Here is a 24533-nt window from a genome sequence, read left to right as displayed (position 1 = left end):
GGGGCATCGACCGCAAATCCGCCAGGCCAAGGCCCTTGGAGGCATACTGAATTGCTGTGCAGCACCGGCCCCGGTGCCGCTGGCCCGCCTTCGTCACGGCATGTCAAGCCGCACCGCAGGGCCTTCGCAGACCGACCGCGGCAAGGGGCTGCCGCTATGATCCCGGGCACCGCATCCGAAACGCCCAAGCCTCATGCCCCCACTGCCCCCCGTCACCAAGGTGCTGCTCCTGGCCAACGTGGCCGCCTTCTCGATCGACATGCTGCTGGGCCTGATGCTGACGCGCGTGTTCGCGCTGTGGCCGGTTCTCAGCGACTTTTTCATGCCCTGGCAGGTCGTGACCTATGCCTTCTTGCACGGCGGCATCGGCCACCTGTTCTTCAACATGTTGGGCCTGTGGATGTTCGGCAGCGAGCTCGAACGCCTGTGGGGACAGCGCCGCTATCTGCAGTTCCTGCTGGCCAGCGTGCTGGCCGCTGCGGTGCTGCAGCTCGTGGTCACCTACCTCGCCGGCGCACGCTACCCCACAGTGGGGGCCTCCGGCGGGCTGTTCGGGCTGCTGCTGGCCTTCGGCATGCTGTTTCCCAATCGCATCATCGTTCCGCTGTTCCCGCCGATCCCGATGAAGGCCAAGTACTTCGTCGCTCTGTTCGGTGCGCTGGAGCTCGTCTTCGGCATGTCGGGCACGGCCTCGGGCATCGCCCACTTCGCCCACCTGGGCGGCATGCTGGGCGGCTTCCTGATGATCCAGTACTGGCGCGGCAAGCCGCCCTTCCAGGGACGCCGGCGCTTCTGACCGCCCCGGCGGCGCAATGCCCCTGCGCCGGGCGGGGTCGCGTGAAAGCGCGATGCTGCGGCTGTGCATGCTTCGGCGCGGAGGTCTGCCATGGCACCCCTGTCCCTGATCGGCCGCCTGGTCTGGCCGCAGTGTCTGGGCCTGCGAGTGCGCGCGGCCCGCGGGTGTTCACGGTCAGGCTGGTGTCGATGGATCGCATGAAGCATCTGCGTGCGGCCCCAGGCATCTGACTCAGGCCAGCAGCCCCTCGCGCACCGTCGGGTAGCGCAGACGCAGGCGCAGCTCACGCAGCAGCCGGCCGTTCTTCAGCCGGCGCGACTCGCTCATGAAGGACAGCAGGGTGGGCGCGAGCTGCTCGCGCGCCTGGGCCCGGCCGATGCGCGGTGGGCGCGGCAGGCCGCACAGGTCGGCGGCCAGGTCGAAGTAATCACCCATCTTCAGCTCGGTGTGGTCGCTCACGTGCACCACACGCTGCGGCTTGCCGCGCGCGATCGCGGCCACGCAGGCGCGGGCCAGGTCGTCGGCATGGATGTGGTTGGTGTAGACGTCGTCCTCGGCCCGCAGCACCGGCGTGCCGCGCAGCAGGCGTTCGCGCGGATGCCCTCCCGGGCGGTCAGCCGCGTAGATGCCGGGGATGCGCAGGATGGACACGCGCACGCCGAAGGCCCGCCCGAACCATCGCACACGGGCCTCGGCATCGACGCGGCGCCGGGCGCGGTCCGAGCGCGGCGCCACCGGGCGGGTCTCGTCGAAACGCGCCCCCTGCGCATCGCCATAGACGCCGGTGGTGCTGGCATAGACGAGGCAGCGCGGGACGCCGCGGCGGGCCAGGGCCTGCAGCAAGGCGGCGGTGCGTGGGTCGCCCCCCCCCTGGCCGGGCGGCGGCGCCAGATGCAGCACCGCATCGGCCAGGCCGGCCAGGCGGGTCAGACTGGCCGGCTCGTCCAGGTTGGCCACGAGGGGCACCGCGCCAGCCGCGCGCAACTCGGCCACCCGGCCGGGCTGCGAGGTCAGGGCCAGCACCTTCCAGCGCGGCACCAGCAGGCGCACCACCCGCAGGCCCACATCGCCGCAGCCGACGATGAGCAGGCGCGGACGGCGTCGCAGGACAGCGGGGACGGGCGAGGTCTGGAGCATGGCGCACAGGCCAGCCGGCGGCCCGCAAAGGGGCTTTGCACCAGCGGGCAAAATAGGGGATTTCGCAGTTTACGAGGCTTGCCATGACCTTCACCGTGACCGTGCAGCCCAGCGGCCACACCTTCACCGTCGAGCGCGACGAGGCCGTGCTCGCCGCTGCCATCCGCCAGAGCGTGGGCCTGCCCTATGGCTGCAAGGACGGCGCCTGCGGCTCGTGCAAGAGCCGCCTGAAGGACGGGCGCGTGATCCACGGCGCCCACCAGCTCAAGGCCCTGAGCCCGGCCGAGGAGGAGGCCGGCTACATCCTCACCTGCTGCGCCACGCCGCAGACCGACCTGGTGATCGAGTCGCGCGAGGTGGTCGCTGCCGGCCAGTTCCCGATCAAGAAGATGCCCTGCCGCGTCAGCAGCATCGACAGGCCCGCCCCCGACGTGGCGGTGCTCAAGCTGCAGCTTCCGGCCAACGACCGGCTGCAGTACCACGCGGGCCAGTACATAGAGTTCATCTTGCGCGACGGTGCACGCCGCAGCTATTCGATGGCCAACGCGCCGCACACGCAGGAAGCCCAGCCCGGCATCGAACTGCACATCCGCCACATGCCCGGCGGCAAGTTCACCGACCACGTCTTCGGCGCGATGAAGGAAAAGGAGATCCTGCGCATGGAGGGGCCCTTCGGCAGCTTCTTCCTGCGCGAGGACAGCGACAAGCCCATCGTGCTGCTGGCCTCGGGCACCGGCTTTGCGCCGATCAAGGCCATCCTCGAACACATGGAGTTCAAGGCCCTCGCACGGCCCACGGTGCTGTACTGGGGCTGCCGCAGCCGCGCCGACCTGTACCTGCACGAATGGGCGCAGGCCGCCGCCGCTCGCCTGCCCTGGCTGCGCTACGTGCCCGTGCTGTCCGAGCCCAAGGCCGAGGACGGCTGGAGCGGCCGCACCGGATTCGTACACCAGGCCGTGATGGCCGACCTGCCCGACCTGTCGGGCCACCAGGTCTATGCCTGCGGCGCGCCCGTCATGGTCGAGTCGGCCCGGCGTGACTTCGTCGCGCATTGCGGATTGCCCGAGGAGGAGTTCTACGCCGACGCCTTCACCTCTGAAGCCGACAAGCACTGAAGACCGAACATCCCAACCAGCCGACGAGGAGACACACATGAAGCGCCGCCATTGGTTGCTCGCCCACGCCGCCGTGGCCACCACGCTCGCCCTGCCCGGCCTGGCCCAGGCCCAGGCCCGCACCGTGCGCCTGGTGGTGCCCTACCCGGCCGGCGGGCCGCTGGACACCATTGCGCGGCTGTTGGCGGAGAAAGCCAAAGACAGCCTCGGCCCGGTGGTCGTGGAAAACCGTGCCGGCGCCGGCGGCAACCTCGGCGCCGACCATGTCGCCAAGGCCGCGCCGGACGGCCACACCCTGGTGATGGGGGCGGTGGCCACGCATGCCATCAACCCTTGGCTCTATGCCCGCATCCCCTACGACCCGATCCGCGACTTCGCGCCGATCACGCTGGTGGCCCGTGTGCCCAACGTGCTGGTGATGAACGTCGAGACCGCGCAGCGCCTGAAGATCGACAGCGTTGCCGACCTGATCGCCTACGCCCGCGCCCATCCCGGGCGGCTGAACTACGGCTCGGGCGGCAACGGCAGTGCCGGGCACCTGGCCGGCGAGATGTTCAAGGCCCAGGCCCGGGTGAGCATGGTGCACATCCCCTATGCCGGCGCCGCGCCGGCCCAGCTCGGCCTGCTGGCCGGTCAGGTGGACCTGAACTTCGACAACCTCGCCGCCGCCTCGGCCAACATCCGCGCCGGACGCCTCAAGGCCCTGGCCGTGACCACGGCGCAGCGCTCCAGCGCGATGCCCGAGCTGCCCACCATCGCCGAGTCGGGCCTGAGCGGCTTTGCGATCGACACCTGGTTCGGGCTGTTCGCCCCCGGTGGCACGCCGGCCGATGTGGTGCAGCGGCTCCACGACGTCTTCGTCAAGGCCCTGCAGGACCCCGACGTGAAAGCCCGCTTCGCCCAGTTGATGGCCGAGCCCTCCCCCACCACGCCCGCGCAGTTCGGGGCCTTCGTCAAGGCGGAGCTTGCGAAGTACGAGAAGCTCGTCAAGGCCAGCGGCGCCTCGCTGCACTGAGCCTGCCGCGTCGGGCCCCAGGCATGAACCTGCGCGACCTCGACCTCAACCTGCTGCGCATCTTCGATGCGGTCTACCAGCAGCGCAGCGTGAGCCGCGCGGCCGAGGTGCTGGGCCTGTCGCAGCCGGCCGTCAGCCATGGCGTCACCCGGTTGCGCCTGTTGCTGGGCGATGCGCTCTTCGTGCGGGTGTCGGGCGGTGTGGCCCCCACGGCCAAGGCCGACGCCCTGTCCGATGCCGTGCGCCATGCCCTGCACCTGATCGAGGAGGCCCTGCACGCCAGCGGCGGCTTCGATCCGGCCCGAGCCCGCAAGACCTTCCGTATCCACATGAGCGACATCGGCGAAGGGGTCTTCCTGCCCGCGTTGATGCATGCCGTGCGCCGCGCCGCGCCGCAGGTGCGCATCGAGACCCATCAGCTCGAGCACGGTCAGATCCAGGATGCGCTGGACACCGGCAAGATCGACCTGGCCTTCGGCTACCTGCCCGGGGTGGACGCCACCGAACGCTGCGAGCTGCTGCACGAGAAGTACGTGGTGCTCACCCGCGCCGACCACCCGCTGCTGCACGAGGCGCCCACACGCGAATGGCTGGCGCGGCTGGACTACATCGTGGTGCGCCAGCACACCGAGACCTCGCGCGTGCTGCACACGCTGGCCCTGCAGGACCGCATCCGCCTGAGCATCCCGCACTTCATGGTGATTCCGTCGATCGTGCGCGAGACCGACCTGGCGGTCATCGTGCCGCGCCGCACTGCCCTCACCTTCGCGCGCGGCGGCACGCTCGGCGTGGTGGAACCCGAGGTGGACCTGCCCGACTTCACCGTGGCCTTGCACTGGAGCCGCCGCTTCCACAACGACCCGGGCAACCGCTGGCTGCGCGAGCTCGCGATCGAATTGTTCGGCGAACTCGACGGGCGCACACCGCGGGCCCCCACCTTCGTGGAGCCCTCCGCGGCGGCCTGACCCAGCCTGCTGAGGCTAGCGCGAAGCCGCTGCCGGCGCGCGCACGGCGGGTGCAGCGGCCGAGGCCGCAGGCTCGGCGACGGGGAGCGACGCGGCCTCGTCCACACTGGAGGGCAGCTGCGCCGACGGCAGCCCCGGGCCCGGAAGAGGGCCCGAAGGAGCTGGAGGCTCCAGGAACCACACCCCGATGAACAGGGCGGCCAGCGCCGCGCCCACCAGGCCCTGGCGCCAGCGCTGCCGCCAGGGCGCCGCCGGCGGGTCGGTCCGCATCGCCCGCAAGCGCTCCAGCGCCTCGTCCGGCGAGCGGGCCGCGCCGCCGGCTGCGCCCGTCGGCAGGGCGGGTCCACCGAGCGGGTCCAAAGGCATAGGCCGCGAACGCACGGAAGGGAACGACGCGGCCACCCCCGCGGACTGCGGTGACGGGGTCTGCGGCGAGGCCGCGCCCCCCGCCTGGACGGGCCCTGGCCCCACTGAGGCCGCCACTGCCCAGCGGGCCACACCCCGGCTGTCGAGCCGGGCCCGGAACTCCGCCACGCTGCGCGGCCGCTCACGCGGCACCGGCAGCAAGGCCGCGTCCAGCGCTTCCAGCAGCGCCGAGGGATAGGGCCGTTGTGGCCAGGCCCCATGCAGCCTGCGCAGCAGTTCGTCCATCGATTCCAGCCGCCGCCCTGCGGCCACCTGGGCCGCGGGGGGCGGCGCCATCCCCGTCATCCACCATCGCAGCACCGCCGCCAAAGCGTACAGATCGCTCCAGGGGCCCGGTGTGTGCTCCCCGATCGAGACGCTCAGCTCCGGAGGGGCGAAGGACGGCTCCAACCGTGCCATCAGCGACTCGACCAGGTCGCTCGCCGTGGCCCGGCTCGCATGGCCCGGCCCCAGCAGCACCGGCCGTCCGTCGGGACGCAACAGGATGTTGGACGGCCGCACGCCCCCGTGCACGCCCCCCGCGGCATGAAAGTCCTCCAGCGCCCCCAACAGCGCCTCGAGCACCTGCAGCACCTGCGCCTCGGAAGGCATCCACTGCGGCGACTCGCGGGTCTCGGACAGGCGCTTGCCCGGCACATAGGGCATCACGCAGCGGGCCGTGCCCTCGGTCTGCGCCAGGCGCAGCACCCGCACCAGCGCGGGGTGCTCGCAGCGTGCCAGCAAGCGCGCCTCGCCGACGAAGGCGCGCAATCCGGCCTCCCAGGCCTGCGTGTCGCGCCCTGGCAGCGGATGCACCTGGCCCAGGGCATCGCGCCAGGCCAGGTGCAGCGGGAAATACTCCTTGATCGCCACCGGCACCTCCAGCGCGTGGTCGGTGGCCAGGTAGACCAGGCCCGAGCCGGAGTCGCTCAGCACCCGTTCGATCTCGTACTCGGCCCAGCGGGTGCCGGCCGGCAGGATGCGGGCGCCGGCCGGTGCCGGTTCGTTCACCGCGGCAGTGGACTCGGGATCGACGGGCATGAGGGGGTGGGGACGGGCACGGACACCGCGAGCCTAACAGGCCGACGGCGGCTGTGCGTCATCCCCGGCCCTTCTTGCGGCGCACCTTCCAGAAGCGCGGCGCCCCGGCCAGCGTCTCGAGGCTGGCCTGGCAGAGCGGCAGCAGGGCCTCACGCCGCGCCGCCAGCCAGCCGCGCGCGTACCAGGCCCAAGGCGCGTCGATCCCGTCCAGCCGGGCCTGGGCCATGGCCAGATCGTTGAACTGGCCGAAGCACTCCTGAGCCGCCGCCAGGGCGCGCAGATAGCCTTTGACCGCCTCGGGTTCGTAGAAGCTGCCAGCGAAGTCCACCGCATAGCGCAGGCGTTTGATGCGCTTGCGCAGCGCATGCCGCGCGGTGTCATCCAGCACCAGGAAGTCGGGGGCCTGCGCCACCACCGCGCGATGCCTGGACCGCAGCCGTTTCGTCGCCAGCGGCTCGAAAGGCTCGTCCGCCCCCGGCAGCGGCCCGGCCAGACGCCAGCGCAGCAACTGCAACCACAGGCGCTGGACCTCGGTGGACCGCAACGCTTCGGCCACGCCATCGGGGCCGGTGGCTGCCGTGGTCCACGCATCGGGCAGCGACAGGTCCGCCGGGGTCAACACCGGCGCGAGCAGAGCCGCCACCACATCCCGGTCGCGGGCCTGCCCCAGCCGGGCGAACACGGCGCGGATGGCGTCCCGGGCGGCCCCGGTGTCAGGCACCCCCGGCCAGCCCCGGAAGAAGCGCATCGCCGTGCGCAGGCGCCGCAGGGCCACGCGGGCCTGGTGCACCTGCTCGACCCGGTGGCCGGCCGCCTCCGGTACGTCCTGCGCCAGCTCGCAGACGTTGGGCAGCAGGTGCGCCAGCGCCGCCCCGAGCACCGCCTGCCAGGCCTGAACGAGCGTTGCCTCGCGCGGCAAGGCCAAGGCTGTCGCCTTCGTGGCCGGCACACTGACCAGGCCCCGGGCCAGGCGGTCCCCCCGCTCGGCCTTGGAGCGGATGTCCAGCCACAAACCAAAACGCGCCATCCAGCGCCCGGCCACCTCCAGCACCGCCTCGGACTCACCGTCCACCCGCTCGACCTCGAACTCGCACAGCGGCGCCCGGCGCTCGCCGCTGCGGATCTCCCCCACATCGAGCGCCAGCTCCACCTGGCCCAGGCGATGCTTGAGGCGACACACGCGGCGCCACACCTCGGTGCGGTAGGTCTCGGCCAGGGGCCCGGCGCTGCGCACCAGGGCCAGCAGACGATCCCCCTGCGGCGTGCCGGCATGACGGGTCGGATCGACCGTGGCCTGCGCCGCCTCCAGCACCACGCTGTGCTCGAAGCGCGTCAGCGCATCCTCTCCCGCGGCCTTGAGCGTTTGCACCCAGCGCCGGCCTTCCTTGCGCAACCGCAGGGCCAGGCCCGCCCGCGCCAGCTCGCGTCCCGGGGTGTCGAAGTAGGCTGCCCGCAGGCGCACGCGCCGCGTGCCGCCGCAGCGCTGCAAGGCCGCCTCCAGGGCCGCGCGCCGCGAGGGCGGCACCTGGTACTTGATCTCGAACTCCTGCATGGGCCCTCCGTCAGCGGGCGATGCGCTGCGCGTCGCCGCCCACCCTCAGGCCCAGTTCCTCGCTCCGACCGGCCCACCGTCCAACCATGCCGCTGCCCCGGTAAAATTGAAAGCTTCACTTTAGCGGCCCTGCGCCGCCCGTCCACCATGCCGCTCTTCTGGAAGCCCTACAAGTCCGACGTCACGCAGTTCATCGAGGAACTCAAGGCCAGGAAGCCCACCCTCGAAGAGGAGCAACGCCGCGGCCGCGCACTGCTGTGGGATCGTGAGATCGACCGGCAGGCCCAGAGCGAGTTCCAGCGCGCCCGCGTGCCCCAGCAGCCCTACGTCTACCAGACCAAGGGCCTGGGGGAGTGAGCCCCCGCGCCCTGCCCAGCGACCCGGAACGTCCGTGAGCGACGCCGCCCTGGCCCCTGAGGCCGACCCCACAGGCCCGGCGCTGGCGCCGGGCGAGGACGGCCTGCCCGAGGTCGTCGACAGCGTGGCCGCGGTGGCCAAACTCTATGGCGCCCCGCTCTTCGAACTGCCCCAAGACCTCTACATCCCGCCCGATGCGCTGGAGGTCTTCCTCGAAGCCTTCGAAGGCCCGCTGGACCTGCTGCTCTACCTCATCCGCAAGCAGAACTTCAACATCCTCGACATCCCGCTGGCCGACGTCACGCGCCAGTACCTGAGCTACGTCGACCAGATCCGCAGCCGCAACCTCGAACTGGCCTCCGAATACCTGCTGATGGCGGCCATGCTGATCGAGATCAAGTCGCGCATGCTGCTGCCGCCCAAGAAGACCGAAGAAGGCCAGGAACCCGAGGACCCGCGTGCCGAACTGGTCCGCCGCCTGCTGGAGTACGAGCAGATCAAGCTCGCCGCCGCCAAGCTCGACCAGTTGCCCGTGCTGGGCCGCGACTTCCTGCGCGCCCAGATCCACATCGAGCAGTCGCTCAAGCCGCGCTTCCCCGACGTCAGCGTCAACGACCTGCGCGAGGCCTGGGCCGAGATCCTCAAGCGCGCCAAACTGGTGCAACACCACCGGATCACCCGCGAGCAGCTCTCGGTGCGCGAGCACATGAGCCTCGTGCTGCGCACCCTGCAGGGGCGCCGCTTCATGGAATTCCACGAACTCTTCGACCCCTCGCGTGGCCCCCAGGTGGTGGTGGTCACCTTCATCGCAATGCTGGAACTGGCCCGCGAACGCCTGCTCGAAATCACCCAGGCCGAGGCCTTCGCACCGATCTACGTCCGGCTCGCCTATCAGCCCACATGAAGCCATAGCAACGGCGTTTGGTGCGCCGCAGCGAAGATCGCACACGCCTCGCTAGAATCCGCGCACTTTCTCCCGGAGCCGGTGCCCGCGATGAGCAGCCATGCATCCCCTGCCGACGAGCCTTGCGCCCCCACGCGCAAGCCGCTGAGCCTGTTTCGCCTGCGCGAGATGCACGCTGCGGGCGAGAAGATCGCCATGCTCACCTGCTACGACGCGAGCTTCGCGCGCGTGCTCGACGCGGCCGGGGTGGACTGCCTGCTGGTGGGCGACTCGCTGGGCATGGTGCTGCAGGGCCAGCCCAGCACCGTGCCGGTCACGCTCGACGACGTGGCCTATCACACCCGCTGCGTGGCACGCGGCAACCGCAGCGCTTGGCTGATCGCCGACCTGCCCTTCGGCAGCTACCAGGCCGGCCGCGAGCAGGCCCTGGCCTCCAGCGTCGCGCTCATGCAGGCCGGTGCCCAGATGGTCAAGCTCGAAGGCGGCGGCTGGACGGCGCCGACCGTGCGCTTCCTCACCGAGCGCGGCATCCCGGTGTGCGCCCACCTCGGCCTCACGCCCCAGAGCGTGTTCGCGCTGGGCGGCTACCGTGTGCAGGGCCGCAGCGACGAAGCCGCCGCCACACTGCGGGCCCACGCCCGCGAACTGGCCGACGCCGGCGCCGCGATGCTAGTGCTCGAACTCGTGCCGGCCGACCTGGCTGCGCGCGTGAGCGCCGAGAACCCGCAGCTGCTCACCATCGGCATCGGGGCCGGCACGGCCTGCGCCGGGCAGGTGCTGGTGCTGCACGACATGCTGGGCATCACGCGCGGCAGGCTGCCGCGCTTCGTGCGCAACTTCATGGCCGAGGCCCACGACGTGGAGGCCGCCGTGCGCCTGTACGTCTCGGAAGTCAAGGCCGGCCGCTTCCCCCACCCCGAACACCACAGCTACTGAGCCCCCGCCCGCGGGCCCACCCCATGCGCATCGTCCACACCATCGCCGAACTCCGCCAGGCCCTGGCCGGCAGCACCCGCACCGCCTTCGTGCCCACGATGGGCAACCTGCACGAGGGGCATCTGTCACTCGTGCGCCTGGCCAAGGATCACGGCGGCCCGGTGGTGGCCAGCATCTTCGTCAACCGCCTGCAGTTCGCCCCGCACGAGGATTTCGACACCTACCCGCGCACGCTCGAGCGCGACTGCGAGCTGCTGCGCAGCGTGGGCTGCAATCTGGTCTTCGCTCCCAGCGAAGCCGAGCTCTACCCCGAGCCGCAGGTCTACACCGTGCAGCCGCCGGCCGCGCTGGCCGGCCTGCTCGAAGGCGAGTTCCGCCCCGGCTTCTTCACCGGCGTGTGCACCGTGGTGCTCAAGCTCTTCCACTGCGTGCAGCCGCGCGTGGCCGTCTTCGGCAAAAAGGACTACCAGCAGCTCCTGGTGGTGCGTCGCATGGTGCAGCAACTGGCCCTGCCGATCGAGATCGTGGCCGGCGAGACCGCCCGCGCCGAGGACGGCTTGGCCCTGTCCTCGCGCAACGGCTACCTGAGCGAAGCCGAGCGGGCCGAGGCCGTGCAATTGTCGATGACGCTCAAGGATGTGCAACTGCGGCTGCGCCGCGGTGAGCGGGACCTGGCCGCGATCGAGGCCGCCGCGATGGCCCATCTGCGCGAGCGGGGCTGGCAGCCCGACTATGTGAGCGTGCGCCGGCGCGCCGACCTGCTGCCGCCGACGACCGGACAACTGCAGGCTGGCGAACCGCTGGTGGTGCTGGCCGCTGCGCGGCTGGGCACGACCCGCCTGATCGACAACCTGGAGATCTGAAGCCTCGCCCGACCTCAGGTCGGGCCCAACGGCGGATTCGACAGCAAGCGCTCCAGCATCGCACGGATCTGCCCGACCGTCGGCGCATGCGCGAAGTAGCCGGTGTGAAAAGCCGGTGAGGCGTCGAAGGCCTGGGCGACGCCTTGGGGCTTGGAAGAATGCAACGGCACGATGCCGTCCCCATCGGCCTCCAGGCCGGCGAAGTCCTCGATCACGCGATGCCACACCCGGTCCTCGACCGGGCGTCCGTGCGGCGGCGCCCATTCCGACCCCCAGGCCGCCAGCCCTTCAGGCAGGGGCTGCCCCTTGGCCATGCGCTCCACCCCTTCGGGCTCGACGTCGCGAAAGCCCGGCGGGATGTCGTAGGCCAGCGCGCGCTCCAGGATGAGCAGATCGCTCATCTGCTGCTTGTCGAGCACGCCCGAGGCCACATCGCGGAACACACCGACCAGCACACTCACGCCGGCCCAGCGCCGACCGATCTGGCGGAACACCCGGGTGCCCAGGTGCGGGCTGCCGGCCGTCAGCGCCTGGAAGGTCCACTGCGGCCAGCGCCGGCGCAGGCGCGGCAAGGCGAATCGGGCCACGTTGCCCCCGCGCGAATGCGCCAGCAGGACCAGCGTGCCGCGCTCGCAGCGGCCGATCACCTGCCGCTCCAGCAGATCGATGAGCTGGTTGATGTTACGGTCCACACGCAAGAAGGTGTCGTGCTCGAAACGCCAGACACTTTGCCCATCGAGCAGCGGCAAGCCCTGCCAGGGGCCGGGGCGTGCCGCTGCCGCGGGGGCGTCGGCCAGCCAGGCCGACCAACTGGCGCGCGCGGAAGTCAACCCGCCGTGCAGCAGCACCACGTGCGACAGGCACTCGCCCCCATCGGTCGGCGGCCGATGGGCCGCGGCGGGCCGGGAGGCCGGTGCCAGCCGGGCCCCCGTCTTCACGGCCTGCGCCAGATCGGCATCGGTGGGGGCCGGCATCCCCAAGGCCTGGGCCCAGTAGGCCTCGTCGGCACGCAGGCGCCGCTCGAAGGTGGGATCGCGATCGACCAGGGGCTGCTTCCAGCCCAGCCAGCGCAGCATGCGCTGCGCCTGGCGCCTGAGCCAGCCAGCCGGCCCCTCCTGCCGCTCGAAGCTGATGATCGGCACCGCCACGAGCAGGCCCACACCCGGCCGCAGGGTGCGGCGGATCCGTGGAGCGGCCGCCCCCTCGGTGGGCACGAGCCAGGTCACCTTGCCGCGCCTGAACTGCAGGAGATCCTCGGACGCCGCGACCCCGTCGCCACGGAAGCTGCAGGGGGACCAGACCTGTGGCCCGTCGCCATCGGGGTCGCGCAGGCCGCAGCCGCCCCAGTAGATGTGTGTCTCCACCTCGAGCTGCACGACCACGCGCTCGCGGCGCCAGGCCGCAGGAAGGTGCTCGGCCAGCTCCTGAACGAGGGCTTGGGCGTTGTCGGCCAGCGGCACTCGCATGTTCAGCGGCGTGTCCCGGCGGCGCACCAGCGGTGACATCCACCAGATCTCCGGGTGCCACAGGTGCAAGCGGCGGGCGGTCGGGTCGGCCCGGGGCGGGAGCGAGGCCGCTGGCCGGCACAGGTCGGGATGGTCACAGCCGGGCAGGCCCTCGCAGGCCTGGCTCAAACGCAGCTCTTCTTCCAACTGGCGCTCGATCCCCTCGACGAAGGGGGCGAGCTGCGGCGAATACCACTGGTCACGCACGGCGCGGAAGCGCTCAAGCAGCTCGCGCGCCGTCAGGCGCCCCTCCACCCTTTCGATGAGCGGCCGCCGACGCCCCGCCGGGCGGGGGGCCCGCGAAGCGGGCGGCGGATCCCCGTCCTCGTCGAGCTGGAACTCCAGGGTCACCGAGGAAGCCATGGCCGGGGGCCCTCAGCGGGTGCGCACACCGAGTTTGAAGGCGATCATCGCGCGCAGCTTGTTCGGCACCACGGGCTTGATCAAGAGATGGAAGTCATGCCGGTGGGCCTCTTCCTCGAGCCCGGCGGTGGTGCTGCCCGTCACGACGATGGCGGGCAGTTCGGCCCCAAAGTGCTCGCGCAGGGCATGGATGGCGTCGATGCCGGTGTGCTGGTGGTCGATGCGGTAGTCCACGATGGCCAGATCGGGCTTTTGGCCCTGCGAGCTCGCATGCTCGGCCCACTGCCGGCAGGCGCTGACCGTGTCGAACACCGCCACCGTCGCCCCCCAGCCCTTGAGCAGCACCTCCAAGCCGTCGCGCACCGCCGGCTCGTCCTCGACCACCGCGATGAGCTTGCGCTCGAGCGTCAGGCCCAGCGGAGCCCGCGCCGGCAAGGACTCGGGCATGCGCTGCTGCGGCTTGCCCAGTGGCAGCTCCAGCGTGAAGACCGTGCCCCGGCCGGGCCGCGACTGCAGATGCAGGGGGGCGTCCATCAGCAGGGCAAGGCGCTTGACGATCGCCAGCCCGAGGCCCAGGCCCTTGCGGTCGTGAGCGGCCGGCGGCCGCTCGCCGGGGACCTGGTAGAACTCCTCGAAGATGCGCGACTGTTCAGACTCGGGAATGCCCACGCCACTGTCCCAGACCTGCAGCAGCAACCGCTCGCCACGCTGCCGGCAGGCCACCAACACACCGCCGTCCTCGGTGTAGCGGATGGCGTTGGACAGCAGGTTGCGCAAGATGCGGTCCACCAGCACCGGGTCGGCGTGGGCCATACGATGCCCGCCGCGGAATCGCAAGGCCAGGCCCTTTTCGAAAGCGGTGGGTTCGTAATGCAGCCGCAGGCGGGCAAAGAGATCCTGCAGCCGGAAGTGCTGGGGCGACACCTCCACCGCCCCGGTGTCGATCTTGGTGATGTCCAGCAGTTCGGAGAACAGGCCTTCGAGCGCATCGACCGAGCTGTTGATGCTGTTGACGAGCTGGATCACCTCCTCGTCGCGGCTCTTGTTGCGCAGCGCCTCGGCGAACAGCCCCAGCGCGTGCAGCGGCTGGCGCAGGTCATGGCTGGCGGCCGCGAAGAACTGCGTCTTGGCCCGGTTGGCCACTTCGGCCTCCTGGCGCGCTGCATCGGCAGCGGCCTTTTCCTTGCGCAACTGTTCGAGCAGATGCTCGGTCTGCAGCTTCAGTTCGATCACGCGGTCCATGGCCTGGCGGTAGTTGCGCCCGAGCAGGGCCGTCATGCCCATGGCCAGCAGCAGCACACCAGCGAGCTCGTAGCTGTACAGCGTGTGCTCTGCGGCGATGCGGGCGATCGTGGGCAGGAAACACAGGCCGAGGAAGGTCAGAAAGGCCCGCTGCTGGTCCGCCAGCACCGGCACCGAGGCCACGCAGTAGCTGTACACCGTGATGATCAGACCGATCTGCTGGATGCTGCCGCCCGCCCCGTAGAACAGCCACGCCGCCGCCCCCCACAGCGCGCCCGAGGCCAGCACGCCGGCCAGCCACAGGCGCCGCCAGCGGGCAAAGTCGGTGTCGGAGCGCAACTGCAGCGCCCTGAATCGGGCGGCGATCCAGGCCCGGTAGATCCACACCGCGGAGAACCCCAGGCACCACAGGATGAGCGCCGCCGGCGCGGCAAAGCCCGCATACAACAACACGATCACGATGGCACCGATCAGGTTGCCGACCAGACTCGACGACGTGTAGGTGTAGAGGTTGCGGACGTGGTCCGGGAGTTCGGGGTCGTGGGCCCCCAGGGGGCGCGCAGCGCTACGGGACATGGGCAGGGTCGAAGTCGGGTTCATCTCAGGCCGTCACGGCACTCTTGCGAAGGGCTTCCAGGTTGAACACCTTCTCGTGCCGGCGCCAGCCCGGCAGCACGCGGCCTTCCTCGTCGGTCACGAGCGTGGGGCTGCAGATGTCCAGTCGTTGGGCTTCGGAGTCGAAATCGTCGCGCTCGAAAGGCACGGTCTCCGGCGGCAGGGTGTCGGTGCCGGCCATGAAGGTGCGGCCCGGCACGGGGTCGAAGTTGGTGACCCACATGTCGCCCAGGTCGAGGGCCGCGGCCGTCCACGAGCCCCGCCGCAGCAGGCGCGGCAGGTCGTCGGCCAGCTTGGCCAGACGTCTGGGCGGCGCATAGATGCGCCGCATGGTCTCGTGGTAGGCCGCGAGGAAGGCATCCAACGGCGCCTTGTGCGGCTGCAGCACCAGCGTGTAGGCGCTGAAGTCGTAGAGGTTGGCGTTGGGCAGGAACAGGGGCTGCGGGCTGGCGGCCATGCGGTCGAAGAAGGGCGTGCCGGGGATGGGCGTCTCGAAGGACACGAAGCTCGGCACGTGCAGGCCGCAGGCGTCGAGGTGGTCGGGCAGCGAGCGGATGTAGGCCTCGTCGTCGTGCACGGGACTCACGATGAGGCCGGCGATCACCAGGATGCCTTCATCCCGGCTCTGGGCAATGGCCTGGGCCATCTTGCCGATGTTGTTCTGCGGCTTGGTGATGTCGGCCAGCGTGTCCGGGTTGAAGGTCTCCAGTCCGACGAACACGGCCCGGCAACCGCAGTCGTACATCAGCTTGAGCAAGTCGCGGTTGGCGATGACGTTGAAGGTCAGACAGGCCCCCCACAGCACGTCCAAGGGCTTGAGCGCAAGGCACAGCTCGCGAAACCACCGCAGGTTGCCCGCCAGGTTGTTGTCGTAGAAGACGATGAGCCGGCGCTTCCAGCCGGCCACGCCAGCCTCGCGCAGCGCCGCCTGGCCGGCCAGGATGTCGCGCACCACGGTGTGTACCGGACGCAGCGCATGGCGGGTGCCCACCGCCGTGAGGGCGCAGAAGTCGCAGGCATAGGGGCAGCCGCGGGTGGCTTCCACCGACAGCGGGAAGACCTGCTGGCGCGCCACCGGGGCGATGCGCGGCACGGGCACGCGATCGGCGAAATAGCCGGCCGAGCGATACACCGGCTGCAGACGGTTGGCGCGGGCATCCTCGACCACGCGCCCCACGGTGTCTTCCGGGTCGCCGATCACCACGGCATCGAAGTAGGGCGCGCACAGGTGCGGGTAGGTGCCCGCCATGCTGCCCCCGAGCACGGTGCGGGCCCCGCGGCGCCGGTAGTAGTGGCTGATCTGGCGGGCCCGGTCCCAATCGGCATGCACGCACGACAGGAAGACGAGGTCGTAGGTCTTGGACCAGTCCGGATCGTCCCAGGTGTCGTTGACGATCTCCACTTCGCACCAGTCGGGCAGCAGGCCGGCGATCAAGGGGCCGATCTGCGGCTGCAGGCCACCGCGGTGGTGGCGGCCCTTGCGGTGGTAGTCGGTGAAGACGGAGATGATGGCAACGCGCATCGGACGCACCCGGGGAACAGGATGCGTCTTCAGTGCTGCGTCGCGCGCCAGGCCTGGAAGCCACCGTGCTGCCGGCTCATCTGGCTGACGGCCAGCACGGCCTGGGTGCGCGAACTCACGCCGAGCGCACGCAGCACCGCGGCGACGTGGTCCTTCACGGTCTCGACGGACAGACCGAGTTCGCGGGCGATCAGCTTGTTGGGCTGGCCCTGGAGCAGCAGGGCCAGCACCTCGGCTTGGCGGGGCGTGAGGCCCAGCGAAGCTGGTGAGGGCACGCTCTGGTAGCCGCCCCGCTCGGCCTCGCCGCTCACCGTGTGCAGGTAGCCGTCTGGCTCGGTGTCGCTGTCGGCCGACGCGGGGGCAGGTTCGGTGTTGCGCCCCAGGGTCATCGGCGGCACATAGATGCCGCCGGACATCACCACCCGCAGCGCCTCGAACAGGATCTCGTTGGAGGCCCGCTTCGGCACGAAACCCATGGCCCCCAGGTCGATCGCACGGATCACGTCGGACGCGCGGTCCGAGGCCGAGACCACGACCACGGGCAGCGCCGGGTAGGCCTGGCGGAACTCGCTGAGCAGGTCGAAGCCGCTCGCATCGCCCAGGGCCAAGTCGAGCATGACCAGGTCGAAGTTGGCATCGCGTTGCAGCATCTCGCGGGCGGCACGGCCGCTGCCCACGCCCTGGACCTCGACACCGTCGCCCAGGCCCTGGATGACCGTCTGCAACGCCGACAGGATCAGCGGATGATCATCGACCAGCAGGACTCGCATGCCTTTTCCCCTCATGGAAACACCGGGCCGGACCGGCAGCACTCGCGGCAACAGCCGGCTGCCCGCGTGGCGCGCAGCGGCTTTCGTGGATTATTGATCCGCGACAGGCCGCAATGCTAGTGGACGCTCGCTGGCAACGTCACCCCCAAAGGGGGGAGGACAGGCATCGGCGCAAGGTCAGGGGTAGCGCCGGCTGATCGACTCGGCCACGCACACCGGCTTGGCCGAGCCTTCGCGTTCAACGGTGGCCTCCACCGTGAGCTGCACCCCGCCGTGATCGACGGGTTCGAAGGCCAGCAGCCGGAAGTGGGCCCGCAGCCGGCTGCCCACGGGCACCGGCGCGGGGAAACGCACCTTGTTGAGCCCGTAGTTGACACCCATGCGCACCTGGCGCACCTCGAAGCCGGTGGCAAAGAACAGCGGCAGCAGGCTCAGCGTGAGGAAGCCGTGGGCAATGGGGGCACCGAAAGGGCCGGCCCGGGCGCGCTCGGGATCGACGTGGATCCATTGGTGGTCGCCGGTGGCTTCGGCAAAGAGGTTGATGCGCTCCTGGTCGATGGTGATCCAGTCGCTGATGCCGATGGTCTGGCCCACCAGGGGGCGCAGCTCCTCCAGGGTCTCGAAGACTCTCATGCGTGTTCGCTCACAGTTGCAGCCATTGAATCAGGGGCTCCCATTGCTGCAGGTCGCGCTCGACCCGGCCGGGGGCCACGTCCCACAGTGTCAGGCCGCGTGCGGCCAGGTGGATGTAGATCTGGGTGTCGCGCAGGTAGCCGAGCGCCGCCACCTCGAGCTGGGCCACGAAGGCCCTGAGCTGGTCGGCCGCGATCGTGTGCTCGCGCACCCGCATGCCGACCACGCCCACCTTCACGTGGCCAGACTTGCGATGTGCCAGCACCTGGTCGAGGAAGCCGCGGGTGGCATAGATGTCGAAGATGCTGGGCTGCAACGGCACGATGATCTGATCGGCCAGCTTCATCACCTCGTCGAAGCGCCGGCCGTGCAACCCGGCAGGGGTGTCCAGCACCACATGGGTCGTGCCCTTGGGTGGACGCACGATGTTGTCGTGCGCCACGTCCCAGCCGGCGATGGGCCGAGCCGTTTGCGGCCGCAGGGCAAGCCAGGTGCGGGCGGACTGCTGGCGGTCGACGTCGCCGAGCATCACCCGGTGTCCCTGCGATGCGACATAGCCTGCGAGGTTGGTCGCGATCGTGGACTTGCCCACGCCGCCTTTCGGATTGGCCACCACGATCACCGGCATCGCACCCTCCGTCTTCGGGTTGGTATTCGGCTATGTTAGCGGCCATGTCCTCGATCCTTGTCCTGGCCGCGCATCCGCGCCTGCAGCTTTCGCAAGGGACGCGCCGCCTGATCTCCAAGCCGCCCGCTCGGAGGCGGGCCCGGCCGTCGCGGTGCGCGACCTCTCGGCCCTGTACCCCGACGCCCCCCCGACGACCTGATCGATGTGGCGCGTGAACAACAGGCCCTGGCCGCAGCCTGACTCATGGTGTGGCCCCACCCGATCCGCGGGTCCGGCATGCCGCCGCTGATCAAGCGGTGACGGGGACGAGGCGCTGACCTTGGGCTGGACCTACGGCCGCGGCGGACAGGACCATGGCAACGCCACCCGTCTCGGCCTGTGGCGCACCACCGGTGCCGAAACGCACGGGTGCGGATGATCGCAGTGGACGACGTGGAGCAGAGCCTGGCCATCGCCGATCTCGCGCGGCACCATGGGAGCATGTCCCCCACCCGCAGGTGCCGGCCCGCGTCCGCAGAATGGTCAGCGCAAGCCGTCCCAGAGCAGCTTGCCGCCGGTGAGGAACATGCCGGCGTACACGAGCCGGTAGAACCCCCGCTGCGGCACCCGGTGCACCAGGCGCACGCCGAGCCACACGCCCAGGGGCGCAAAAGGCATCAGGGCCAGGGCCGTGACCATGTTGCGCCAGTCGATCAGGCCCAGCCAGGCATACGGGATCCACTTGGAGGCGTTCACCGCCGCAAAAAACACCGCCATCGTGGCCGAGAACACCACCGGCGACAGGCGCAGCGGCAGCACATAGGCATTGATGGGCGGCCCGCCCGCATGGGCGACGAAGCTCGTGAAGCCCGAGGCCACCGCCAGCAGCCGGCCCAGCCACAGCGGCGGCGGCGGGGCATCGGCACGCGGCGGGAAGAACAGCCGCTGCGCCAGGAAGGCGAGCGTGAGCGCCCCCACCACCGCAGCCACCAGGCGGGCCGACAGCACACCGAACAGCAGCGTGCCCACCACCGTGCCCAGCAGGCCGGCCGGCAGCAGCGCCCGAATGAGCGTCAGGTCGACATGGCGTCGGTAGGCGGTCACGCCCAGGATGTCCATCACCGCCAGCAGCGGCAGCATGATGGCCGCGGCCTGGGGCACGGGGATCGTCAACGCCATGATCGGCACGGCCAGCGAGCCGAAGCCCGAGCCGAAGCCACTCTTGGACAGGCCCATCAGCAGCACGGCCGGGATGGCCGCGGCGTAGAACCAGGGGTCGGTGATGAGCCAGGGCATGGGCGGAATCTCGGCTGCGCAGGCCGGCAAAACGGGGGACAATTGTCCGATGTTTGCGCCCACCCAACACGATGTGCGGCGGTTCTTCTGCGAGACCTTCCGCAAGGAACGCGCCGGCGAGCCCCTGACGCCGATGGAGGCGATGGCCGCCGACTGGATCAGCCAGCACCCGGAATACCACCCGGATCTGGCCGATGCGCAGGCCGCCGTGGCGGCCAGTTACGAGGTCGAGGACGGGCGCACCAACCCCTTCCTGCACCTGGCGATGCACCTGTCGATCAGCGAGCAGACCAGCGTGGACCAGCCGCGCGGCATCCGCCAGGCCACCGAGCTGCTGGCGCGCCGCCTGGGCTCACTGCACCAGGCCCACCACGAGGTGATGGAATGCCTGGGCCAGATGCTGTGGGCCTCGCAGCGCAGCGGCCTGCCGCCCGATGGCGAGGCCTACATCGACTGCGTGCGCCGGCGCGCGACGCGCTGAGCCGGATCAGCTCGCCGGATAGCCTTCCTCAGCCAGCGCCTGGCGCACGGCCTCGAGCGGCTGCTGCGTCTCGATTCTCACGCGCTGGCTCGGCAGGTCGATCTCGACCTGTGCCTGCGGGTCCAGCTTCTGGAGGGTCTGCGTGACGGTACGCACACAGTGGCCGCAGGTCATGTCCTTCAGGGTCAGTTCGATCATGGCAAGGCCTTGTCGGTGGTAGAGATGACTTCACTTTAGACTTTGCCATCATGTCAAGGTCAAGCCCGAAATTCGCGCTTGACCTTGACATCAGGTGAAGGTCTACGCTGACGTCATTGTTCACTTCTCCCAGCCTTGCCATGACCACCTACACCTTGCCGATCGACGGTATGACCTGCGCCACCTGCGCGGGCCGCGTCGAACGGGCCCTCAGGCAACTGCCGGGCGTGGAAAGCGCCAGCGTCAACCTCGCCACCGAATCGGCCACCGTGCAGGCACAGTGTCCCCTGCCCACGCTCGTGAGCACCGTCCAGGCCGCCGGGTACGACGTGCCGCGCCACGAGCGCCTCCTGCGCATCGAAGGCATGAGCTGCGCCAGTTGCGTCCACCGTGTCGAAAAGGCCCTGATGCGGGTGCCGGGGGTGATCGAGGCCCATGTCAATCTGGCCGCCGAGACCGCCACCGTCACGGCTGTGCAAGGCGTGAGCGACGCCGCCCTGCTGGGAGCCGTGCGCGACGCCGGTTACACCGCCCACCGGCCCGACGCCGCCGCCGTGCCGGCGGCCACCCCACGGCGCGGCCTGAGCGAAGGCCAGGCCGTGACGCTGGCGGCCCTGCTGTCGCTGCCGCTGGCCGCGCCCATGGTGGGCGACTTCTTCGGCCGGCACTGGATGCTCGACGGCGGGCTGCAGTGGCTGCTGGCCACCCCGGTGCAGTTCTGGCTGGGTGCCCGCTTCTACCGCGCCGGCTGGAAGGCCCTGCGCGCCGGCACGGGCAACATGGACCTGCTGGTGGCCCTGGGCACCAGCGCAGCCTACGGTCTGAGCGTCTTCCTGCTGCTTGCCGGCGACGGCGGCATGCCACACCTGTACTTCGAGTCGGCGGCCGTCGTGATCACCCTGGTGCTGCTGGGCAAGTGGCTGGAAGCGCGCGCCAAGCGCCAGACCACCGAGGCCATCCGCGCGCTGCAGGCCCTGGCCCCGGAGACAGCCCGCGTGCGGCGCGGGGACGAGGAGCGGGAGCTGCCCCTGGCCGAGGTGGTGGTGGGCGACATCGTGATCGTGCACCCCGGCGAACGGGTTCCGGTGGACGGCGAAGTGCTCGAAGGCCACAGCCATGTCGACGAATCGCTGCTGACCGGCGAGAGCCTGCCCGTGAGCAAGGGGCCGGGCGAGCGCGTGACCGGCGGCTCGATCAATGCCGAAGGCCGCATCGTGCTGCGCACCGTGGCCGTGGGCGCCGAGACCGCGCTGGCGCGCATCGTGCGACTGGTGGAATCGGCTCAGGGCCACAAGGCGCCCATCCAGCGCCTGGTCGACCGGGTCAGTGCGGTGTTCGTGCCGGTGGTGGTCGGCATCGCGCTGATCACCGTGCTGGGATGGGGCCTCGCCACGGGGGATTGGTCCGCGGCCACCCTCAACGCCGTCTCGGTGCTGGTGATCGCCTGCCCGTGCGCGCTGGGCCTGGCCACGCCGGCCGCGCTGATGGTCGGCACAGGCATCGCCGCGCGCCACGGCATCCTCATCAAGGATGCGCAGGCCCTGGAAGTGGCCCATGCGGTGGACACCGTGGCTTTTGACAAGACCGGCACGCTCACCCTGGGCCGGCCGGCGCTGGTCTCGATGCAGGCCGTGCCCGGCATCGGCGACGACGAGCTGCTGGCCTGGGCCGCGGCGCTGCAATCGGGCAGCGAGCATCCGCTGGCCCGTGCGGTGCTGGACGCCGCCGCCCGGCGCTCGCTGCCCCACCCCGCCGCCGAAGGCGTGCGCGCCCTGCCCGGACGGGGCGTGGCCGGCCGCGTGGGCGGGCGCGAGTTGGTGCTGGCCAATGCCCGCGGCCTGCAGGAACTGGGGCTGGACGCCTCGCCCCTGGCCGGCCCGGCCCTGGCGCTACAGACCCAGGGCCGCACCGTGTCCTGGCTGGCCGAAACAGCGCCGGTGCCCCGTTTGCTGGGCCTGCTGGCCTTCGGCGACGCCCTCAAACCCCAGGCCCGCGAGGCCATCGCCCGGCTGCATGCCCAAGGCATCCGCACGGTGCTGGTCAGCGGCGACAACCGGGGCAGTGTGCTGGCCGCCGCGGCGGCGCTGGGCATGAGCGATGTGCGCGCCGAAGTGCTGCCCGAAGACAAGGCGCGTGTCATCGCCGAACTCAAGGCGCCTGCCGAGGGCGGTGCAGCGCGGCGCGTGGCCATGGTGGGCGATGGCCTCAACGATGCCCCGGCCCTGGCCGCCGCCGACGTGGGCCTGGCCATGGGCACCGGCACCGACGTGGCCATGCATGCCGCCGGCATCACCCTGATGCGCGGCGACCCGCGCCTGGTGGCCGATGCCATCGACGTGTCGCGCCGCACCACGCGCAAAATCCGCCAGAACCTTTTCTGGGCCTTCATCTACAACGTGGTGGGTCTGCCGCTGGCGGCCCTTGGCCTGCTCAGCCCGGTGATCGCCGGCGCGGCCATGGCCTTGTCCAGCGTGAGCGTGATCAGCAATGCGCTGCTGCTCAGGCGCTGGAAACCGTCCGCCAGGAGTGCGTCATGAACATCGGCCAGGCGGCGCAGGCCTCAGGGGTCAGCGCCAAGATGATCCGCCACTATGAAAACCTGGGGCTGCTGCCCCGGATCGCCCGCACCGCCTCGGGCTACCGGCAGTACGACGACGCGGCCGTGCACACCTTGCGCTTCATCCGCCGCTCGCGCGACCTGGGCTTTGGCATCGAAGAGATCCGCACGCTGCTGCAACTGTGGCGCAACCGCCGGCGCGCCAGCAGCGAGGTCAAGCGCATCGCGCTGGCGCATGCCGCCGACCTGCAGCAGCGCATCGAGGCCATGCAGGCGATGAAGCGCACGCTGGAGCAGCTCGCCGCCCACTGCCACGGCGATGACCGGCCGCAGTGTCCGATCCTCGACGACCTGGCGGCCGACGGGATTCCTGCTCACTGCCCCATGCCGAACACACGCTTTCGGTGAGAACAAACGCTGCCGCAGGCCCAACCTGCAGGTGCCAAGCCCCGGCGCCCCAGGGCGGTGATGCGCCATGCACAGGCCGAGGCCAGCTTGCGCGCGGGCCAGGCGCAGCAAGCTTCAATCGTCTTGCCGCACATCCCACTGCCAAATCGTCAGGCCCCAGTCGGCGTGCAGGTCCGGCATGATCTGGCCGGCCTGGAAGTGGCGGCGGCTGTTCGCCTTGGCCGGCGTGAACCACCAGCCCGTGCGCGGGCAAGGCGATCCGGCGTCGCATTTGAGGCGCAGCGCCGCCTCCCCGGTGGCCGGCATGGGATTGTCCCCACCCTCGTCGGCCACGCGCTCGACCAAGGTCCACAGCGTGGGCTCGCGGCGGCTTCGCGGGCGAGCGTCTTCAGGGTCTCGCAGCAGCTCCTCGGCATTGATGCACATCTCGGCATCGATGGCCTTTTGCCCCTCGATCAGCAAGGCGGCCGCGGACGGGCCGTTTTGCGGCAGGTAGATGCCGTTGCGCGGCACCTTCTCGCCAGTGCGCACCTGCACCTGCGGATTGAGGCGGTACACCGGCCAACTGGCCGGTGCATTCAGCGGACCGCGCGCATCTTCCCTGTATCTGAAACTCAAATCCCCAAAAGCCCAATTCCCCTGCTCGGTATGCGCGATGTTGGAGGCCATCTCGCTGGCCAGCCGTTCGGCTCGATCGTACTGGTCTTGAAAAGGCTGCGGCATCCACTCGATGCGGTAGTCGCGGCTGATGGAGGCGACGGTCGTCTCGACGTTGCCCGCGAACCCCAAGCCGTCCAGATCGCCATGCGAGATGCGGATGTAGCCGTCGTTCAGGCCGGCCAGCGCCCACTGCATGTTGGGAATGACGCGCTCGCCCCACACCGCATCGGGCTGCTGGTGCAGCGGGCGGCTGCGGTAGTCGGGCGGAATATGGCGCATGAATTCAGCGAGCGCGTCTTCGGCGGCCTTGACACACTCGGCGAAGTGGTCGCGCATCTGGCCGAAGTACTCCAGCGAGCTGTAGCGCTCGAGCAGGTAGATTTCTTGCGGAATGAGCGGAATGGTCATGGTTGGGTTGGTTTGGCTTGGGGTTCAGTTCGCTTCGAACCAGTGGTGTTGCAAAACGGGCACGCCCACCAGATCGACCTGGAGGCCGCCTTCGTCATAGCCCCAGCCGGTGAACTGGCGCGGCCCCAGGTGCCCGCGCTGGAGGTCGGCCGGGTTGACCACGATCTGCTCGGCGCCGCCGT

The 24533-nt window shown here is 70.4% G+C and carries 23 protein-coding genes; 11 read left to right on the top strand and 12 right to left on the bottom strand.

All coding sequences use genetic code 11. The annotated features are described in order from the left end of the window. Window positions 1-193 precede the first annotated feature (193 nt). Window positions 194-796, top strand: a complete 603-nt coding sequence (locus tag AC1ECW_RS15215; protein ID WP_481202174.1) for a rhomboid family intramembrane serine protease — start codon at window positions 194-196, stop codon at window positions 794-796. Window positions 797-1027: 231 nt separating this feature from the next. On the opposite strand, the gene AC1ECW_RS15210 is transcribed toward AC1ECW_RS15215, so the two are convergent. Continuing rightward, window positions 1028-1933, bottom strand: coding sequence for an NAD-dependent epimerase/dehydratase family protein (locus AC1ECW_RS15210; RefSeq protein WP_481202173.1), 906 nt, complete (start codon window positions 1931-1933; stop codon window positions 1028-1030). An 83-nt stretch (window positions 1934-2016) separates the two neighbouring features. On the opposite strand from AC1ECW_RS15210, the gene AC1ECW_RS15205 reads away from it, so the two are divergent. Genes AC1ECW_RS15205 through AC1ECW_RS15195 form a run of 3 tightly spaced genes read left to right on the top strand, consistent with a single transcriptional unit; the run spans window position 2017 to window position 5028 of the window. Further along, complete coding sequence (locus tag AC1ECW_RS15205; RefSeq protein WP_481202172.1) at window positions 2017-3048, top strand: CDP-6-deoxy-delta-3,4-glucoseen reductase; 1032 nt, start codon at window positions 2017-2019, stop codon at window positions 3046-3048. A gap of 37 nt (window positions 3049-3085) precedes the next feature. Next, on the top strand, window positions 3086-4063 hold the full coding sequence (locus AC1ECW_RS15200) for a Bug family tripartite tricarboxylate transporter substrate binding protein (RefSeq protein ID WP_409707007.1): 978 nt from the start codon (window positions 3086-3088) through the stop codon (window positions 4061-4063). Between the two features lie 23 nt (window positions 4064-4086). Next, complete coding sequence (locus tag AC1ECW_RS15195) at window positions 4087-5028, top strand: LysR family transcriptional regulator (protein WP_409707010.1); 942 nt, start codon at window positions 4087-4089, stop codon at window positions 5026-5028. 15 nt (window positions 5029-5043) lie between these two features. Here AC1ECW_RS15195 and AC1ECW_RS15190 read toward each other — a convergent pair whose 3' ends face one another. Together AC1ECW_RS15190 and AC1ECW_RS15185 are read right to left on the bottom strand one after the other, a co-directional pair. Beyond that, window positions 5044-6474 (bottom strand): serine/threonine protein kinase, encoded by a 1431-nt coding sequence (locus AC1ECW_RS15190; protein ID WP_481202171.1) that lies wholly within the window; start codon window positions 6472-6474, stop codon window positions 5044-5046. Window positions 6475-6532: 58 nt separating this feature from the next. Further along, the gene (locus tag AC1ECW_RS15185) at window positions 6533-8026 is read right to left on the bottom strand and encodes a CYTH and CHAD domain-containing protein (RefSeq protein WP_481202170.1); all 1494 of its coding nucleotides are present in this window, start codon (window positions 8024-8026) and stop codon (window positions 6533-6535) included. Between the two features lie 147 nt (window positions 8027-8173). On the opposite strand from AC1ECW_RS15185, the gene AC1ECW_RS15180 reads away from it, so the two are divergent. The 4 genes from AC1ECW_RS15180 to panC all read left to right on the top strand — a co-directional run bounded on the left by AC1ECW_RS15180 (window position 8174) and on the right by panC (window position 11086). Continuing rightward, a complete protein-coding gene (locus tag AC1ECW_RS15180) occupies window positions 8174-8383 on the top strand; it encodes a DUF3460 family protein (protein WP_409708328.1) in 210 nt (69 codons plus the stop codon). 34 nt (window positions 8384-8417) lie between these two features. Then, the gene (locus AC1ECW_RS15175; RefSeq protein ID WP_409708325.1) at window positions 8418-9287 is read left to right on the top strand and encodes a segregation and condensation protein A; all 870 of its coding nucleotides are present in this window, start codon (window positions 8418-8420) and stop codon (window positions 9285-9287) included. 90 nt (window positions 9288-9377) lie between these two features. Continuing rightward, entirely contained in the window at window positions 9378-10223 is an 846-nt protein-coding gene (gene panB / locus AC1ECW_RS15170) for a 3-methyl-2-oxobutanoate hydroxymethyltransferase (RefSeq protein ID WP_409708322.1), read from the top strand. A gap of 23 nt (window positions 10224-10246) precedes the next feature. After that, the gene (panC, locus tag AC1ECW_RS15165) at window positions 10247-11086 is read left to right on the top strand and encodes a pantoate--beta-alanine ligase (protein ID WP_409708319.1); all 840 of its coding nucleotides are present in this window, start codon (window positions 10247-10249) and stop codon (window positions 11084-11086) included. Window positions 11087-11100: 14 nt separating this feature from the next. On the opposite strand, the gene AC1ECW_RS15160 is transcribed toward panC, so the two are convergent. The 7 genes from AC1ECW_RS15160 to AC1ECW_RS15130 form a co-directional block, all read right to left on the bottom strand. Beyond that, on the bottom strand, window positions 11101-12954 hold the full coding sequence (locus tag AC1ECW_RS15160; RefSeq protein ID WP_409708316.1) for a hypothetical protein: 1854 nt from the start codon (window positions 12952-12954) through the stop codon (window positions 11101-11103). A gap of 12 nt (window positions 12955-12966) precedes the next feature. Next, complete coding sequence (locus AC1ECW_RS15155; RefSeq protein ID WP_481202169.1) at window positions 12967-14772, bottom strand: sensor histidine kinase; 1806 nt, start codon at window positions 14770-14772, stop codon at window positions 12967-12969. Between the two features lie 25 nt (window positions 14773-14797). Continuing rightward, on the bottom strand, window positions 14798-16333 hold the full coding sequence (locus AC1ECW_RS15150) for a B12-binding domain-containing radical SAM protein (RefSeq protein ID WP_409706581.1): 1536 nt from the start codon (window positions 16331-16333) through the stop codon (window positions 14798-14800). Window positions 16334-16362: 29 nt separating this feature from the next. Beyond that, complete coding sequence (locus tag AC1ECW_RS15145) at window positions 16363-17103, bottom strand: response regulator (protein ID WP_481202168.1); 741 nt, start codon at window positions 17101-17103, stop codon at window positions 16363-16365. Window positions 17104-17280: 177 nt separating this feature from the next. After that, complete coding sequence (locus tag AC1ECW_RS15140) at window positions 17281-17736, bottom strand: MaoC family dehydratase (protein WP_409706587.1); 456 nt, start codon at window positions 17734-17736, stop codon at window positions 17281-17283. Window positions 17737-17746: 10 nt separating this feature from the next. After that, window positions 17747-18364, bottom strand: a complete 618-nt coding sequence (locus AC1ECW_RS15135) for a nucleotide-binding protein (RefSeq protein WP_409706590.1) — start codon at window positions 18362-18364, stop codon at window positions 17747-17749. 522 nt (window positions 18365-18886) lie between these two features. Then, entirely contained in the window at window positions 18887-19639 is a 753-nt protein-coding gene (locus AC1ECW_RS15130; RefSeq protein WP_409706593.1) for a sulfite exporter TauE/SafE family protein, read from the bottom strand. Window positions 19640-19688: 49 nt separating this feature from the next. On the opposite strand from AC1ECW_RS15130, the gene AC1ECW_RS15125 reads away from it, so the two are divergent. Beyond that, window positions 19689-20120 (top strand): DUF1841 family protein, encoded by a 432-nt coding sequence (locus tag AC1ECW_RS15125; RefSeq protein ID WP_409706596.1) that lies wholly within the window; start codon window positions 19689-19691, stop codon window positions 20118-20120. Between the two features lie 6 nt (window positions 20121-20126). On the opposite strand, the gene AC1ECW_RS15120 is transcribed toward AC1ECW_RS15125, so the two are convergent. After that, on the bottom strand, window positions 20127-20318 hold the full coding sequence (locus AC1ECW_RS15120) for a heavy-metal-associated domain-containing protein (RefSeq protein WP_409706599.1): 192 nt from the start codon (window positions 20316-20318) through the stop codon (window positions 20127-20129). A gap of 140 nt (window positions 20319-20458) precedes the next feature. Here AC1ECW_RS15120 and AC1ECW_RS15115 point away from each other — a divergent pair, with 140 nt between their 5' ends. Next, window positions 20459-22855, top strand: a complete 2397-nt coding sequence (locus AC1ECW_RS15115) for a heavy metal translocating P-type ATPase (RefSeq protein ID WP_409706602.1) — start codon at window positions 20459-20461, stop codon at window positions 22853-22855. Further along, window positions 22852-23283 carry a Cu(I)-responsive transcriptional regulator gene (gene cueR, locus AC1ECW_RS15110; protein WP_409706605.1) on the top strand — a complete coding sequence of 144 codons (432 nt, stop codon included), beginning with the start codon at window positions 22852-22854 and terminating at the stop codon, window positions 23281-23283. Before AC1ECW_RS15115 ends, cueR begins: the two co-directional genes overlap by 4 nt. 114 nt (window positions 23284-23397) lie before the next feature. Here cueR and AC1ECW_RS15105 read toward each other — a convergent pair whose 3' ends face one another. After that, window positions 23398-24351, bottom strand: coding sequence for a hypothetical protein (locus AC1ECW_RS15105; RefSeq protein ID WP_409706608.1), 954 nt, complete (start codon window positions 24349-24351; stop codon window positions 23398-23400). Window positions 24352-24533 lie beyond the last annotated feature (182 nt).

The organism is Caldimonas hydrothermalis (assembly GCF_056746695.1).
This window is presented reverse-complemented; position numbering and strand designations above follow the sequence as displayed.

Bases quoted from the DNA above. Each gene is read 5' to 3' on its own strand.
- AC1ECW_RS15215 (WP_481202174.1), top strand. From the start codon at position 194: ATGCCCCCACTGCCCCCCGTCACCAAGGTGCTGCTCCTGGCCAACGTG.
- AC1ECW_RS15210 (WP_481202173.1), bottom strand. From the start codon at position 1,933: ATGCTCCAGACCTCGCCCGTCCCCGCTGTCCTGCGACGCCGTCCGCGC.
- AC1ECW_RS15205 (WP_481202172.1), top strand. From the start codon at position 2,017: ATGACCTTCACCGTGACCGTGCAGCCCAGCGGCCACACCTTCACCGTC.
- AC1ECW_RS15200 (WP_409707007.1), top strand. From the start codon at position 3,086: ATGAAGCGCCGCCATTGGTTGCTCGCCCACGCCGCCGTGGCCACCACG.
- AC1ECW_RS15195 (WP_409707010.1), top strand. From the start codon at position 4,087: ATGAACCTGCGCGACCTCGACCTCAACCTGCTGCGCATCTTCGATGCG.
- AC1ECW_RS15190 (WP_481202171.1), bottom strand. From the start codon at position 6,474: ATGCCCGTCGATCCCGAGTCCACTGCCGCGGTGAACGAACCGGCACCG.
- AC1ECW_RS15185 (WP_481202170.1), bottom strand. From the start codon at position 8,026: ATGCAGGAGTTCGAGATCAAGTACCAGGTGCCGCCCTCGCGGCGCGCG.
- AC1ECW_RS15180 (WP_409708328.1), top strand. From the start codon at position 8,174: ATGCCGCTCTTCTGGAAGCCCTACAAGTCCGACGTCACGCAGTTCATC.
- panB (WP_409708322.1), top strand. From the start codon at position 9,378: ATGAGCAGCCATGCATCCCCTGCCGACGAGCCTTGCGCCCCCACGCGC.
- panC (WP_409708319.1), top strand. From the start codon at position 10,247: ATGCGCATCGTCCACACCATCGCCGAACTCCGCCAGGCCCTGGCCGGC.
- AC1ECW_RS15160 (WP_409708316.1), bottom strand. From the start codon at position 12,954: ATGGCTTCCTCGGTGACCCTGGAGTTCCAGCTCGACGAGGACGGGGAT.
- AC1ECW_RS15155 (WP_481202169.1), bottom strand. From the start codon at position 14,772: ATGTCCCGTAGCGCTGCGCGCCCCCTGGGGGCCCACGACCCCGAACTC.
- AC1ECW_RS15150 (WP_409706581.1), bottom strand. From the start codon at position 16,333: ATGCGCGTTGCCATCATCTCCGTCTTCACCGACTACCACCGCAAGGGC.
- AC1ECW_RS15145 (WP_481202168.1), bottom strand. From the start codon at position 17,103: ATGCGAGTCCTGCTGGTCGATGATCATCCGCTGATCCTGTCGGCGTTG.
- AC1ECW_RS15140 (WP_409706587.1), bottom strand. From the start codon at position 17,736: ATGAGAGTCTTCGAGACCCTGGAGGAGCTGCGCCCCCTGGTGGGCCAG.
- AC1ECW_RS15135 (WP_409706590.1), bottom strand. From the start codon at position 18,364: ATGCCGGTGATCGTGGTGGCCAATCCGAAAGGCGGCGTGGGCAAGTCC.
- AC1ECW_RS15130 (WP_409706593.1), bottom strand. From the start codon at position 19,639: ATGCCCTGGCTCATCACCGACCCCTGGTTCTACGCCGCGGCCATCCCG.
- AC1ECW_RS15125 (WP_409706596.1), top strand. From the start codon at position 19,689: ATGTTTGCGCCCACCCAACACGATGTGCGGCGGTTCTTCTGCGAGACC.
- AC1ECW_RS15120 (WP_409706599.1), bottom strand. From the start codon at position 20,318: ATGATCGAACTGACCCTGAAGGACATGACCTGCGGCCACTGTGTGCGT.
- AC1ECW_RS15115 (WP_409706602.1), top strand. From the start codon at position 20,459: ATGACCACCTACACCTTGCCGATCGACGGTATGACCTGCGCCACCTGC.
- cueR (WP_409706605.1), top strand. From the start codon at position 22,852: ATGAACATCGGCCAGGCGGCGCAGGCCTCAGGGGTCAGCGCCAAGATG.
- AC1ECW_RS15105 (WP_409706608.1), bottom strand. From the start codon at position 24,351: ATGACCATTCCGCTCATTCCGCAAGAAATCTACCTGCTCGAGCGCTAC.